The organism is Psychrosphaera algicola (genome assembly GCF_028401425.1).
Lineage (GTDB): Bacteria > Pseudomonadota > Gammaproteobacteria > Enterobacterales > Alteromonadaceae > Psychrosphaera > Psychrosphaera algicola.
Genome location: NZ_JAQOMS010000002.1, coordinates 956,243 through 970,252, shown reverse-complemented (window position 1 = coordinate 970,252; position 14,010 = coordinate 956,243). Strand labels below are relative to the sequence as shown.

At 38.8% G+C, this 14,010-nt stretch carries 18 protein-coding genes and 1 pseudogene; 10 read left to right on the top strand and 9 right to left on the bottom strand.

Annotated features, from left to right (window positions below; all coding sequences use genetic code 11):
• Positions 1-13: 13 nt before the first annotated feature.
• From PN838_RS05280 to PN838_RS05245, 8 genes and pseudogenes are all read left to right on the top strand, one after another.
• A complete protein-coding gene (locus tag PN838_RS05280; protein WP_272179959.1) occupies positions 14-463 on the top strand; it encodes a flagellar protein FlaG in 450 nt (149 codons plus the stop codon).
• Between the two features lie 102 nt (positions 464-565).
• Positions 566-856, top strand: coding sequence for a flagellar cap protein FliD N-terminal domain-containing protein (locus tag PN838_RS05275; protein WP_272179958.1), 291 nt, complete (start codon positions 566-568; stop codon positions 854-856).
• A gap of 7 nt (positions 857-863) precedes the next feature.
• Positions 864-2,297: a flagellar filament capping protein FliD gene (fliD, locus tag PN838_RS05270; protein WP_272179957.1), complete on the top strand. Its 1,434-nt coding sequence runs from the start codon at positions 864-866 to the stop codon at positions 2,295-2,297.
• Between the two features lie 216 nt (positions 2,298-2,513).
• Positions 2,514-3,017, top strand: coding sequence for a phosphoadenylyl-sulfate reductase (locus PN838_RS05265; RefSeq protein WP_272179956.1), 504 nt, complete (start codon positions 2,514-2,516; stop codon positions 3,015-3,017).
• 316 nt (positions 3,018-3,333) lie between these two features.
• Positions 3,334-4,065: pseudogene (locus PN838_RS05260) on the top strand (hypothetical protein); the annotation flags it as partial.
• Positions 4,044-4,994, top strand: coding sequence for a motility associated factor glycosyltransferase family protein (locus PN838_RS05255; RefSeq protein WP_272179955.1), 951 nt, complete (start codon positions 4,044-4,046; stop codon positions 4,992-4,994). The pseudogene PN838_RS05260 and the gene PN838_RS05255, both read left to right, overlap by 22 nt.
• 35 nt (positions 4,995-5,029) lie before the next feature.
• Positions 5,030-5,266 carry a hypothetical protein gene (locus PN838_RS05250; RefSeq protein WP_272179954.1) on the top strand — a complete coding sequence of 79 codons (237 nt, stop codon included), beginning with the start codon at positions 5,030-5,032 and terminating at the stop codon, positions 5,264-5,266.
• A 1-nt stretch (position 5,267) separates the two neighbouring features.
• The gene (locus PN838_RS05245; protein WP_272179953.1) at positions 5,268-5,819 is read left to right on the top strand and encodes an AAC(3) family N-acetyltransferase; all 552 of its coding nucleotides are present in this window, start codon (positions 5,268-5,270) and stop codon (positions 5,817-5,819) included.
• A gap of 326 nt (positions 5,820-6,145) precedes the next feature.
• Here the strand turns inward: PN838_RS05245 and PN838_RS05240 are convergent, their stop codons facing one another.
• The 9 genes from PN838_RS05240 to PN838_RS05200 are packed head-to-tail and all read right to left on the bottom strand — an operon-like array spanning position 6,146 to position 11,333.
• Entirely contained in the window at positions 6,146-6,385 is a 240-nt protein-coding gene (locus PN838_RS05240; protein ID WP_215962149.1) for an acyl carrier protein, read from the bottom strand.
• A gap of 24 nt (positions 6,386-6,409) precedes the next feature.
• A complete protein-coding gene (locus tag PN838_RS05235; RefSeq protein WP_272179952.1) occupies positions 6,410-7,606 on the bottom strand; it encodes a class I adenylate-forming enzyme family protein in 1,197 nt (398 codons plus the stop codon).
• 31 nt (positions 7,607-7,637) lie between these two features.
• Entirely contained in the window at positions 7,638-7,811 is a 174-nt protein-coding gene (locus PN838_RS05230; protein ID WP_272179951.1) for a hypothetical protein, read from the bottom strand.
• 4 nt (positions 7,812-7,815) lie between these two features.
• On the bottom strand, positions 7,816-9,102 hold the full coding sequence (locus PN838_RS05225) for an argininosuccinate lyase (RefSeq protein ID WP_272179950.1): 1,287 nt from the start codon (positions 9,100-9,102) through the stop codon (positions 7,816-7,818).
• A 23-nt stretch (positions 9,103-9,125) separates the two neighbouring features.
• The gene (locus PN838_RS05220; protein WP_272179949.1) at positions 9,126-9,290 is read right to left on the bottom strand and encodes a hypothetical protein; all 165 of its coding nucleotides are present in this window, start codon (positions 9,288-9,290) and stop codon (positions 9,126-9,128) included.
• Position 9,291: 1 nt separating this feature from the next.
• Positions 9,292-9,651, bottom strand: coding sequence for a 2Fe-2S iron-sulfur cluster-binding protein (locus tag PN838_RS05215; RefSeq protein ID WP_215962146.1), 360 nt, complete (start codon positions 9,649-9,651; stop codon positions 9,292-9,294).
• Positions 9,644-10,060, bottom strand: a complete 417-nt coding sequence (locus tag PN838_RS05210) for a hypothetical protein (protein ID WP_272179948.1) — start codon at positions 10,058-10,060, stop codon at positions 9,644-9,646. The genes PN838_RS05215 and PN838_RS05210 overlap by 8 nt, the downstream gene beginning before the upstream one ends.
• Positions 10,061-10,074: 14 nt before the next feature.
• The gene (locus PN838_RS05205; RefSeq protein ID WP_272179947.1) at positions 10,075-10,914 is read right to left on the bottom strand and encodes an FAD-binding protein; all 840 of its coding nucleotides are present in this window, start codon (positions 10,912-10,914) and stop codon (positions 10,075-10,077) included.
• Positions 10,839-11,333 (bottom strand): FAD-dependent oxidoreductase, encoded by a 495-nt coding sequence (locus PN838_RS05200; protein WP_272179946.1) that lies wholly within the window; start codon positions 11,331-11,333, stop codon positions 10,839-10,841. The genes PN838_RS05205 and PN838_RS05200 overlap by 76 nt, the downstream gene beginning before the upstream one ends.
• 605 nt (positions 11,334-11,938) lie before the next feature.
• Between PN838_RS05200 and PN838_RS05195 the strand changes: the two genes are divergently transcribed.
• Entirely contained in the window at positions 11,939-12,694 is a 756-nt protein-coding gene (locus PN838_RS05195; protein WP_272179945.1) for a phosphosulfolactate synthase, read from the top strand.
• Positions 12,695-12,696: 2 nt separating this feature from the next.
• Positions 12,697-13,995, top strand: a complete 1,299-nt coding sequence (locus PN838_RS05190; RefSeq protein ID WP_272179944.1) for a DUF4910 domain-containing protein — start codon at positions 12,697-12,699, stop codon at positions 13,993-13,995.
• Positions 13,996-14,010: the final 15 nt, after the last annotated feature.

Sequence of the window (14,010 nt, the reverse complement as noted above, 5' to 3'; positions counted from 1 at the left end):
TCGGAGATTTGACATGAATACTCTAAATCCTATCGGCCACACTGAGACATCGGCAGTTACAAAAAGTAATGTGCCAGATGTATTGAATAACACGGATGAGAATGAACTCATTGTGGCTGTTGATAAGAATTCAGGTGCGGCTCCTCAAACTGACGTCTATACTAAGCAGCAAATTGGACATGATCAAAATGATCAAAATACTCAACAGGAAACAGCCGAAACGGTTGAATCAGATTTGTCAAAGGAACAAATGACCAATATGGCTCAGTCTTTGCAAAGTTTTGTTGAGTCACTAAATCGTTCAATCGAATTTTCTGTAGACGATGAAGCCAATAGGAATGTGATTACGGTCAAAGATTCACTATCAGGTGATGTCATTAGACAAATTCCATCCCAAGAAGTGTTAGACCTAATTAAAAGTTTAGGCAAAACCACTGGCATTTTGTTTAACGAAGATGTTTAGGCAGAACGATTGATAACGATGTTTAGGTCGTTAGTTTTTTGCACTACACTTGTATAGAGTAGCGTACTTAGTTTTTATAACAGTCAAGTATTGAGGTAAATCATGGCAACAATCACATCTACAGGTATAGGCTCAGGTCTAGATGTAAACAGTATCGTGACAGAGCTTGTTGCCGCCGAAAGAACACCTTTTGACGAAAACTATGATTACACGTTACAAACTAATTCAAATAAAATTACTGCAATGGGGCAGCTTAAAAGTGCGTTAGCGACACTTGAAGATTCGTTATTCGATCTTAAACTGCCAACTACCTTTTCCCAAAGAAATGCGACCAGTGAAGCTACTGTATTTTCAGTTTCAGCAGGTAGTGCTGCCTCATCAAGGTTCGTTTGATGTATCCGTGGATCAGTTGGCCGAAGCACATAAAGTCGCCACTCAAGCATTTACTGACGGTCAATTTATCGGTGCTGGTAATCTTAATATTTCAGTAGGAAGCGGTTCATTTAGCCTAACCGTCGGCGCTGAAGATACCTTAGATGACATCAAAAACGCAATTAACGAAAATACGGTTAACGATGGCCACGTTGTGGCAAACATTGTTAATGGTGATGATGGTCAATATCTTGTATTAGCGGCGTCTGAAACAGGTGAAGATCAAGTATTAAAGATAGAAGTCACTGATGACGATGGTAATTTACATGATGATTCCGGTCTATCAAGGTTAGCATTTGATACTTCAAAAACCGTTTTGGCGGAAGATTTTAGCGCAGCAGAAGTACTTGGTTCTAATGGATCTATTACGGTTTCTGACGGTTTAACCGATTTAGATATCGCCATTACCGATACCGACACGATAGAAACCATTGTCGCGAATATCAACTCTGCTGGCTTAAATTTATCGGCGACCCTTGAGGATAACGGAAGTGGTGGATTTAAGCTTGTTTTAGAGTCGCAAAATGATTACCCGGACAATAAGGCGAGTATAGCGATAGTAAGCGACGATGATGGTGACGATACTGACGCACTTGGACTAAGTAAGTTAGCTCATGATTATTTCACAGGAAATTATTCTGTCGTGAATGAAGCAGTAGATGCAAAGATTACTATTGATGGCAGTATTACGGTAACAAGTTCGTCTAATACCATTGAAAATGCCGTATTAGGAACAAGTATTGTTGCAACCGAAGTTCACGAACCTGATGAGTCAGACACTGTTGTTGTAACCCTTGATACTGACGGCACAAAAGAGAAAGTTGAGAAGTTTGTTGCTGATTATAATGTGATGATTCAAACAGTAAATGCTTTAACTAGTATTGAACAGGATGAAGAATCCGATGAAGAAGACGCCTTACAAGTTGGTATCTTAGTGTCGGAGTCTTCGCTTAGAACTATGTTAAGTCAATTTAGACGTTCTATCGGTGATGCGGTCGAAGTAGCGCCTGGAGTTTCATTAAGTTTGTCTGTTCTTGGGATTACAACGACCAAAGATGGCACTTTAGAAATAGACGCGGAAGAGTTGGATAATCAAATTGAGACAAACTTTGACTATTTTAGCGCCTTGTTTACTGGAGATGATGGGGTCGCGACGACCCTTTACAACCGAGTTGGTGAATATGAGAATACCGGCGGAGTAGTTGATCAGAAAATCGATACGTTTAATGACAATATAACGCGACTGGATGAAGACAAAGAAAAACACGAAATTAAAATGACGGCTTATGAAGCCAGATTGTATTCGCAATTTTTAGCAATGGACTTACAAGTTGCGCAACTGCAATCTACAGGTGATTATTTAACTGAGCAATTGTCCTCGTTAAATAAGTCCAATAACTAACATTTAGCGATTGCCATAAGTTGGAGGCCCTATGTCGATATTGCTTAAAACAGTCAACGAACATTTCCCTAAGCTTGATATTCACCAACGGATTGAGTTTTGTTTAGATGCTCTTGGGCCAGCTGATACTATTATCCAGTCTTCCAGTTTTGGGTTACAATCAGCCGTTTTACTTCATCTGATGTCAGTCGTCAGGCCATCAACCCCTGTTTTTTTGTGAATACAGGTTACCTTTTTAAAGAAACACTCGCCTACGCCAAATACCTCAAATCTGAATTAGATTTAAATGTCGTTGAAATCAAACCCAAACTCAGTCCTAAAACCATAGAAAATAAATACGGCCAGCTTTGGTTAAATGGCGCTGCAGGTATTGAACAATTTAACTCGTTAACGAAACTGCAACCGTTGCAGCAAGCATTAGCGAAAACTAAGCCCACTATTTGGTTAAGTGGTGTAAGACGACAGCAATCGCAAGAAAGGCAAAACATGTTATTTGCTGTAGAGCGTTTCAATACAGCAAAAATCCATCCAATGCTCGATTGGACTGACAAAATGGTGCATGAGTATATGGTTAAAAATCATTTGCCCCGACATCCGCTAGAAGCTGAAGGCTATCTTTCGGTTGGTGATACTGTTACGACTCAATCGTTGCATGAGGTTGATGATCCAAGTGATACTCGCTTTATGGGTTTTAAACGTGAATGCGGCCTACACGCTTAGTTTTTGTCCCATTTAAGCGTCCTACTTTTCTTATTTTTCATTTTATTTAATTTTTCCGTTGCCTATGGAATATTCCTTGCTACATTCAATGTATTAGGATTTTTGCCGTCAATACTTTGAATGTGTTACAAAAATATGTTTATGTAGGGCAAGTCCATATTTAGCGAATATGTTTATTGAATCTTATTCTGCGGAGTTTGGTCAATGCATATGTTTAGAACAACATTATCGAGTTTACAATGTCAGACAATCAAAATGTAGAAATGCTAAGAAGTGTATTACAACTCACATTCAATAAAAATTTAGCGTTTTTTCGTACACAGTTCCCCACTTGTTTAAGCGTTTCAAAGACTATCAAGCGCAAAATTATGGATTGGAATTAGATCCTAAAGGCAATTTAAATATAGCTGGTAACGGTAATTTTATTTATCAAGATGATCCTAAAAAGACCAGTATAGATCAGGCGAAATTGTTTTTGTCTAAACCGACTCGCAGTGTTTATCGAATTTCACCGTTAGATGCAAATGACAGAATGCGACGCCATCCGATGGGGTTTTTACACCCTTTGTATTTGAATAAACTCGCGGAAATTGCCCAGAAGTACGTTAAAATGGGAAACGAATATAAACTTCGTTACGACCCATTAAACTATTATCCATTTTTCTCTGTAGTTGGCGTTGGGCTAGGGTATCACTTGGAATATTTGGCTGAACAAGATATTGGTCATTTATACATTTATGAGCCTAATGAAGATATGTTTTATGCCTCTATGTTTACGACAGATTGGGAGTGGCTTGTAGGTAAGTTCACTGAGGCAAACAAAAGTATTACTATTTTAGTTGGGGTTCCTTTCGAAAAATATCTTGAAGGATTTCAGAAGCTTTTCCACAAGTTCGGTTTGTTTAAAGCAGGCTGCCTTCCGGTTTATCAGCATTACGCAAGTGAAGAGTCTGATGAAGTGATGAAAAACTTCTTTAAAAATGTTGTCGCTATTTATGGTGGTTTTGGCTTTTTGAAGATGAAATATTGTCAGTTCGCAATACATTAGCAAACGTTAAATTAAAGCCTGATTTTTTACCAGAAAACCTTAAAGTTAATGAAGAGCTAAGACCTAGAGTATTTGTTTGTGGTTCAGGGCCATCCATTGATGATGCAATTGATTTTATTAAAAACAGCCAAGAAAAAGCAGTAGTTGTTTCCTGTGGTACAGCATTAAAAGTATTTCATAAAGCTGGCATCGTGCCAGATTTTCATATTGAAGTAGAGCGAACAAAAGGTGTTAAAGAATTTTTAGACACGATCGATGATCCTGAATATTTTTCTAAAATTACACTGATTGCAATGCAAAATGTAATGTCGACAGTGGTTGAAAAATTTGGTCAAACTTTATTGTATTTGAAACCAAACGATGGCGGCACTGACCTTATTCGAGTAACACATCCCAAAAATAATATTGCCCATCTATTTGGCTCTAACCCAACAGTTACCAATAGTGCGGTAGCGGTTTGTAACTATTTAGACGCAAAAGAAGTTTATTTGTTTGGGGTTGATTTGGGATACAAAGATCCGAATCAGCATCACTCAAAAGACAGTGCGTATTACAATGAGCTAAAAGATAAAGTAAACCACAAGCGTTTTAATTCGAAAAAAACTGCAGAGGCTAATTTTGGCGGTACGGTGTTTGTAAATCACGTATTTGATTGGGCCAGAACCAGTATGGAATACGCTTTACGGCGTAAAACAAGTCGCGGCGATTGTTTTAACTGTTCAGACGGGGCGAAGATCATTGGTGCTGAGCCGTTACAAATTGACGACATTAATTTTGGTTATGAATTTGATAAAAATAAGTTTGTTTCCTTGGTTAAAAACATGAAATTTAAAAGTACCGTAAAGTACGACACGCTTAGTCGGTCATTACAAAAGCGCGGTACAGTTTTATGTGACATGATAGACTTTTTACCGATGAACGGTTTTTAGAAATGGAGCTAACGCCTAAAAACATTATTGAAATAATGAATCGAAATTACATGCATTTGATGTCGCACGATGGCAGTGAAGAGATCTTTGGTATGCGCATGGCGACAGGGTCATTGACCTATATACAAATTGCCATATTAGGATTTTTATTTACGCTTAAAAGCCCTGAACTGAGAACAGAATTTGGTAAAGAAGGACTTGCTTTACTTCATGAATATCTGCAAGAAATGAAATACATTTTTGAAAGTGAATTTATGGAAGAGAGAAAATAGTTTGCCATACAGTGTTAATGATTTGGTTACGAGTTATCAAGCTTGTGGCGTAAAGGCTGGTCAAGTTGTTTATTTAACTGGCAACTTTGGTCGCTTAGGTGTGTCGCTTGATGTGTCTAAGGTGGAATTGTTTGAGCGTCACTTACAGGCGCTTTGGCAAATATTAGGCGAACAGGGAACTATTGTTGTGCCTACCCACAGCGCTTCTATTTGTAATACTGATCAAATTTTTGACTTAGCGTTAACCAAAAGTGAAATGGGGCCTTTTAGTGAATACGTTCGTTTATTAGAGGGTTCCGTGCGTTCTTTTCATCCGTTTTTTTCTCGCACGGCAATAGGTGCCAAGGCCGAATATATTTGTGGACATAATTCACGACACAGCTATGGCGGGCATACACCATTTTCGAGAATGCTTGAGCTTGATGCCTTATTTATAAGTGTTGGAATCGAACCGCGACAAATCGTCAGTTTAGTGCATCAGTGCGAGTTGGAGATGGGGGTGCCTTACCGATATAACAAAGAGTTTATGCATCAGGTTATTCGAGATGGCTAAGTAAGTGTTGAACCCTTTTATCATTTAGTCACTTATTTAGATTGCGACATTGTTCGTGATAAAAATATTAAGATATTTGAACATTTTAAGCAGCAGCACAAATTGCATCAAGTCTCGATGGGTAAGGGTACGTGTTGGGCGTTTAACATGAAGTCTTTTTATCAATCGACTACGGAACTGATGTCACAGGATATATACAGTTGGCTACAAACCCCACCGACAAAGCGACCATATCAAAACTGATTTTTATGGGCTAAATTGCATCCAGTATAGAATTCAGTGAACCAGAGTGTTTAGTCCTAGTTCACTCAATATTCTGATAAGTTTTAGACTGCGGTTTGTTTTTCTATTTCTACAATTAGTGAATTAATCGTATTTAACTCTTCCATTTTATCGTCAGAAATTTCGATTTTAAATTCTTTATTTACCTTTAAAATAACGGTCATAGAATCTAACGAATCTAGTCCTATTTGCGCAAAGGTTAACTGATAATCTGCTTCCGACTCGATATGGGCGTCGCTATTTTGTTGTAAAATTATATCTGTAACTTTTTGTTTTATATTCATATTTTATTCCGAAGGGCTTTCGATTTATAGACTTATAATTTTTGTCAGTTCATTCCGATTTATTTTACCAGACCTAGTCCTAGGTAACGACTCAATATGAACCAATTGGTTGGGTATCAAAGCCGCATCTGTCGATTTCAGATGATCAACAATATCCCTCATGGACAAGGTGGATTTTCCTTCTATACAAACTACCGCTATTGAGTCTTTTAGCTTTTTAGGGTCTGGTATCCCGACTACAGAGAACGCATTGGTTTTGATTAAATTAACCAGCTTTGACTCAATTTCATCAGGGTGTACTAAGGCACCGTTGCAGTTAATGACATCGTCAGCGCGGCCACCAAATACGAGATAACCCGCGTCATCTATGAAGCCCTGATCGGACGTTTTATACCAACCACCTACCAAATTACTTTGCCATAACGCGTCATCTAAATAGCCTAAACACAAATTTGTTCCCCTGATAGCAATCGTTCCTTGGCAATTATTGCCTAATGGTTGATTGTTCTCATCTAATATTTGTAATTCACAACCCCTAGATGGCTTGCCCTCTGTATGGGATTTATCTAAGTGACGATTGAGTTCAAAAAATGTTACTCGCATCGCTTCAGATAGCCCATAGTGTAAAAATATTCTTGTTGTTGGCAGGCTTTTAATTAAATTTTCCCGAAAGAAAGGATCAAATTTCATCGCACCGGTTTGGATCCATTTAATCTGATGACTCAGTTCATTCAAGTGCTCGTGGGCCACTTGCAGTATTGACGACAGCATAGAAGGGGCGATTGCTAACGCATTACATTGATGTTTGTGTAATAAACTAAATAAGTTCACAAACCCTTTAATTGCTTTGGGTAAAACAACGGTGCCGCCTACTTTAAACACACTATGACATCGGCCAAAGCCATAGGCATGATCAATTGCAGCATAGACACACTCAACAATATTGGCATCAACTTCCATTTCATCATTCATAAATTGGCAAATCGAAGAAATGCCTTCATGACTTAAGCGCACACCTTTGAGTTTTGATGACGTGGTTCCCGAAGTGAAGATGACGATGGCTTCGGAGTAATAGGCTAGATCTAAGTTTTCTTGTTTTGGCAGTGTTTCGATATCTATTGTTGGATCAATTTGATATTGAATGTTTGCCGTTTCCAGCGCCCCAGCGATACGTTCTTCATCTTTAAATGGAATAGGGACGGGTACCGCACCTACCGCCATGCAAGCATAATAGGATATCAATAAATTGACATTAGAAACGGAATGGATGCCAACTCGGTTCCCCAGTAACGCCATCGGATACCAGTTTACATGCTAACGAAGCAATTTGATTATGCAACTGTTCGTAAGTGAGTTGCTTATCTTCCCCGATGATTGCTAAATGTTCCGGGGAAGAGTTACTGATTTCAGAGTACAGATTTAACATTCTATTATTTAGCCAACTTAGTAAAAAATGATTGCTCGAATGATTCCAATTGTAACGAATCGACATAACCTACCGTATTTTGTATCGCAGAGTTAATGTTGATATACATTGTTTGTATCGCCTCTGGGTTTGCACTGCCTATTCCTTGGCGATTATTTACAATACTTTTCGGGTCTATATTTTGGGCAAATTTGTCAGGATTAATTTTGGGCAAACTAATATCTAATTTTTGTGCCGCTTGATATATATCATCTAAAGTTAACTCAGAAGTGTGGTTATCAATACATTGCCTAACTGCCAATCCAACAATTTTGTGTACACTTCTATTGTCTAGGTTGGTTTCCATGATCAACATGTCACAAATATCTGTGCTGTAGGTAAAACCTTCGCCAGCAGCCGCGTTAAGCTGTTTTTTATTAAACGTCGATTGTGTTAATACGTCGTTAAACAGGTCAACACAAGTAATCACATAATCAAGCGCTCGTGGCACTTCGTAATAGGCAAAAATACGGTTGTCTGGTTGGCCACTTATTGTTTGATTAGTGCTGATCAATGACATAAATACGCCAGTTAATGATCGAGCTTGCCCTCTTATGTAGGCTAGGCCGTATGGATTTTTCTTTTGTGGCATGATCACACTAGTGCGGGACGTTTGATCTGAAAAATCAATGTAATCAAATTCCTTACTTCCCCAAATAATAAACTCTTCTGAAAGCCTATCGAGCGTGGTCATGATACTGATGACAGGGGTCATAATATCAAGCACCATATCCGGTGCCCACATCGCGTCACGAGTGTGTTCAACTAACCCATCGAAGCCGAGTAGATCTGCTAAATACTCACGGTCAATATTAAGTTGGGAACCATTAACACTGCCTGAACCGGCTGGACTTTTATTGACAAATTGAAGTGCCGTTTTTAAACGTTCTAGGTCACGGGTTAACGGCATGACAAAGGTTAATAAGTAATGCTCTAGTGTCGTTGGTTGTGCATGTTGCAAATAAGTGAAGTCTGACATATAGGTGGATTTATGGGACTTGCAAACAGTTTCGAAACTCGAAATTAGGTTTACAACTTGCTTAATCAGGCCGGTTATTTTTTCACGACAACACAACTGCCAGCTTATGGTGCTTGCTTCTCTACGAGCTCGACCAATGTGTATATAACCTGCTAAATCGCCAATGTGTTGTTTTAAAATTTCGTCTCGATTGTTATAAACATCCCCTATGTAGGGGTCAAAATCTAATTGCTCTAATTTTACATGGTGAAATTCGACGAGTTTCGTGACCAATTCTGAATATACTGCATCTGTGATTATGCCTCCTTTTTTAGGGCGGCGACGTGGGCTAGGTCAGCAAAACTTAAGCCTTGATATAGATACTTACTTGCTTCTAATTCGTATGCAAATGCACCATTTATTAAACTTTCACTAGGCGGTGTTTTAAAGCGTGAGTTCGCACCTAAAAATTCTTTTTTCATATTAACGTTTATTCTCTTTTAACGAGCTGGCTAAATCGGCGTCTACTATCAAATCTTTAACCGCATGTTCTAATTTTATGGGCTCAAGTTGGATCAATTGACCTGACTTTTCTACAAGTGCATGGACATTAGTTTGGCAAGCCAAACCGGGGCGGCCATTTATTTTCATACGGCAACTTAAACACAGGCCTAAGCGACAATTTTTGTCGTAACCAAAACTCGGATCCTGTTGATCTCTAAATCGCTGTAAAACTTCTAACAAGGTTTCATTTGGAGAATAGGAGACCGTGACTGTCTCAAAATATCCATCAGCCGCTTTAAATAGATCAAGCCTAAATAAATTTAGCTTCACTTTAGCCATTAACAACCTCAATATTTTTCTCTGTCGCGACTGATTTATGTGTTAAATAAAGCTGGTTGTGTTTTAAGCGCAGTAAACTATGAACTGCCTTGTTTTCAGCTAAGGTTGTCGGGAAGTCTAGACGATAATGCGCACCACGTGACTCTTCTCTATGTAGCGCACTGATACATATTGATTTAGCGACAAGTAGCATGTTTTTCAATTCAAAATATTCAACAACTTCGTCATTGTAAAGTTTTGACTGTGATTTTACGCCAATTAAACTAAGTTGTTCAAACCATTCGTTAAGTTGAGCCAGTTGCGTTCGCAATGAGGTCTGATCCCGAATGACGCCCACATTATTGGACATACCCACTTTAAGCTTAAGTGACATACTAGAAACTGAACAAGCGGTCTGATAATTGTTCATTAATAACTGACTAATTACTTCTGAAATTGAGCTGTTATTAGGCGCAGTGACATTGTTTTCCAAATCAATTTTTTCAGTTGCGTTGCCGCATGACGACCAAAAACAAGAGTTTCAACTAATGAGTTTCCACCTAACCTATTTGCGCCATGAACACCAGCTGAAGCACATTCACCTACCGCATAGAGCCCCTCAATTACAGCGTTTGACGTCATTACTTGGCAGTTTTCATTAACCAAAATACCACCAATGAGATAATGCGCAGATGGCGCGATTTCAAATCTATCTTTATATAATGCAAGACTCGTATAGGTTTTAGCTATGAGTTCAGCTTCTGCACAAGTTGACTTTTGTTCCTCTGGCACATGACTGAAGTCGATATAAACTTTCTGTCCGTTTTGTCGTTGCTTCTCAATTTCAATTGAAAGTACATCTCGACTAACTTGCTCAGCGTTTTGTTTATCAATAGTGAGCATAAACCGCTCGTTGTTTGAATTAAAAAGTTGAGCACCCGCGTTGATTACGGGTTCCGGGAATTGAATACCATTGTGGGCTAGGCCGAGTGGGTGGTATTGTACAAACTCCATATTATGCAATTGCGCACCAACTCTTAAAGCCATGGCAAGACCGTCGGCAGTGCTTGATGTCGCGTTACTCGATAACTGGTAAAAATTTAAACCACCACCGGTAGCTAAAACAACTTGCGGCGAAACTACAATTTGGCTTTCAGTTGTTCGCCTATCTATACCTTCCACACCAATGATTTTATTATTATCAACAACTAAATCAGCAACATAAAAGTGTTCGTTAAATTCGACACCATTTTTTTCGCCTGGGCAAGCAATGCCTTGACACAATTTAAACCGGTGCGGCCTTTTGAATAACAAGCCCTAGGCAAGCTATTGCCGGAAAATGTTTTTAAACGGTAATGGTTGTCCTGCTGGTCAAACTTAACCCCAAGCTGCTCCATCCATTTAATTACTTTGGGGGCTTCGGTGCATAAAAAGTCCACTTGTTTTGGGCTGCTTAAGTGTTTACCACTTTTTATTGTATCTAACTTATGTTGCTCAGAATTAGGTTCTTCAATAGCGGCATTCATACCGCCACGCGCACTGACCGAGTGACTATGTAGAGAGGGGATTTTAGAAATAACTAACGTACTAAGCCCCTGTTCGCTAGAGGTCACAGCGGCTGCGAGTCCAGACAATCCAGCCCCAACGATTATAACATCGTATGCTTTAGCTCGTTGCTGCATGACTTGCTGTTTCTTATCCATTTAACGCCTGTTGACTTATCTTTATTAACTTATCGATAAAGCTAAAGATTTAACGAGTTAATTGCCATTAGTTGGTTTATCATCTTTTTATACAATAGTTTATATGTTTACTGGGGCTTTACTAATTAATTAAATTACTGAGTTTTAGTTGACACATTTTATAGTCAAATTACGCAGTTGAATGTTTTAATCTAACGTATAGTACTATTTTTTAATTTAACTATCTGATACTAAATGATTAAACTTCATAATTGGCGTAAAACTAAGTTTATAATACCAAGGTGAACTCGGTAAACTAAATATGGTTCATTGTTATAAACAACTGGTGTAGAAACCTAATGGCATACTCGTTGATTTATAACGAAGACCACATATCGATTTAGTATATTAATTGAAATAGGTGTAGCACTTACCGTACCAAAAATTACATTTAGAGAAGATTAAGAAAAGTAGGTGCGATAATTGCTTTCTTCACTGATAACTAAGTTGTCCTGTAGCGTAACAAGTTAAAAATGAATAAATCTTGTTATTTTGGCAAATAAGATAGTTTAAACCATTGTTTCAAGGAAACACCCTAGTTAGGGCAAACGAATGAGAGAGGCATTATGAGTCTTATAGAATTTAGACAAGCAAAACCAAGACCGATTGGCCGTACCAATTTACTCGATAAAGGATATGGTTTAGAACATATCAAAGGTATTTTAGATACAGGAAGTCAGTTTGTTGATGTCGTTAAGCTCGGCTGGGGAACTAGCCTAGTGACTCAAAATTTAGCTGAAAAGTTGGCGTTATATCGAAGCTACGACGTTGAAATTTGCTTAGGTGGAACTTTATTTGAATATGCTTATATGACAAATAAGATAGACGAATTTATTGCCTACGTTAAAGACCAAGGCTTGAAAATTATTGAAATTTCAGACGGTGCAATTGAAATTCCTGAAAAGGAAAAGGGCGCAATAATCGAAAAGTTAGCTAAAGACTTTACCGTTTATTCTGAAGTGGGAAGTAAAGACGAAACCGTCATAATGTCACCAAGTAAATGGGTAAGGCAGATTAAAAGTGAACGTGCAGCCGGCGCATCCTTAGTTATTTTGGAAGGCCGAGAAAGTGGCACTAGCGGACTTTACCGAGGTGATGGCGAAATTAGAATGGGCTTGGTTGATGATATTTTTGAGTCTGGGCTTACGCTTGCCGATCTTATTTTTGAAGCACCGCAAAAATCACAACAAGTCTGGTTATTAAAGCAATATGGCGCAAATGTGAATATGGGAAATATTGCGCTTGAAGACGTTATTTCGCTGGAAACATTGCGATTAGGTCTCAGAGCCGACACGTTAGAAGTCTTTCACGGCGGGAAGTAATTATGTTGTCAGGTGCCGACATTGATGCGCTAGGGCAAAAAATTTATAAATGGTGCCAAGACTTATTTCCGATTTGTCGAAGTATTACCGGCCCGGGTACCCGACAAACACTAACTTATTTGCAAGATTTGCTGCTAGGTTTGACAATACATGCTGTGCCATCTGGCACGCAGGTATTTGACTGGACGGTACCAGATGAGTGGCAAATTAAAGATGCCTATATTTTGGGTCCTGATGGCCAAAAGGTTGTTGATTTTAAAGATAACAACCTTCATATCGTTGGTTATTCAATTCCGACAAACGAAACGTTAACGTTAGAACAATTACAACCACATTTGTATTCTCTACCGGAGCAACCCGATGCGATTCCATATGTGACCAGTTATTATTCTAAACGTTGGGGATTTTGTTTAGCTCAAGAGCAACGGGATGCTTTAACCCCTAGTGAATATCAGGTGGTAATTGACTCTGAAATAAAACCAGGTGTTCTTAATTACGCAGAGCTTATTTTACCAGGTAAATCGGAACAAGAGGTTTTTATATCTACCTATGTTTGCCATCCTTCGATGGGAAATAATGAGCTATCAGGGCCGACAGTTACAGCCGCAGTGTGCCAATGGCTAATGCAACAAAAAAGCTTAAAATACACCTATCGAATTGTTTTTATACCAGAAACAATCGGCTCGATTACGTATTTAAGTCAACACCTTGCACATTTGCAGCAACACGTTTTTGCTGGGTTCAATCTAACTTGCATTGGTGATGACAATGCTTATTCCTATTTGCCATCCCGCGCCGGAGACACCTTGTCTGACCGTATCGTGAAACATGTCATGCATCACATTGCACCGGACTACAAACAATATACATGGCTTCAACGGGGCAGTGACGAACGACAATATTGTGCGCCTGGTGTCGATTTACCGATAGCAACAATAATGCGCAGTAAATATGGCGCTTATCCTCAATATCATACGTCTTTGGATAACTTAGATTTTATTTCTCCGCAAGGGTTAGCGGGTGGCGCTGATGCAGTTATCAAGTCGTTGCAAATACTAGAGCTAAACGGTACGCCAAAAATGTTAGTGTTAGGCGAGCCGCAATTAGGAAAACGCGGGCTTTATCCAAACATGAGTGTTAAAGGCTCAGCTGCGACGGTTCGAAATATGATGAACATGATCTCTTATTGTGACGGCAAACTCAGCTTGTTGGACATAGCAGAAATCATAAATGTACCATTTGCAGAATTATATGGTTATGTTGAAAAACTAAAAGCCGTAGATTTACTTTCGTATGAATAAAGCGCAGCAGCAGGA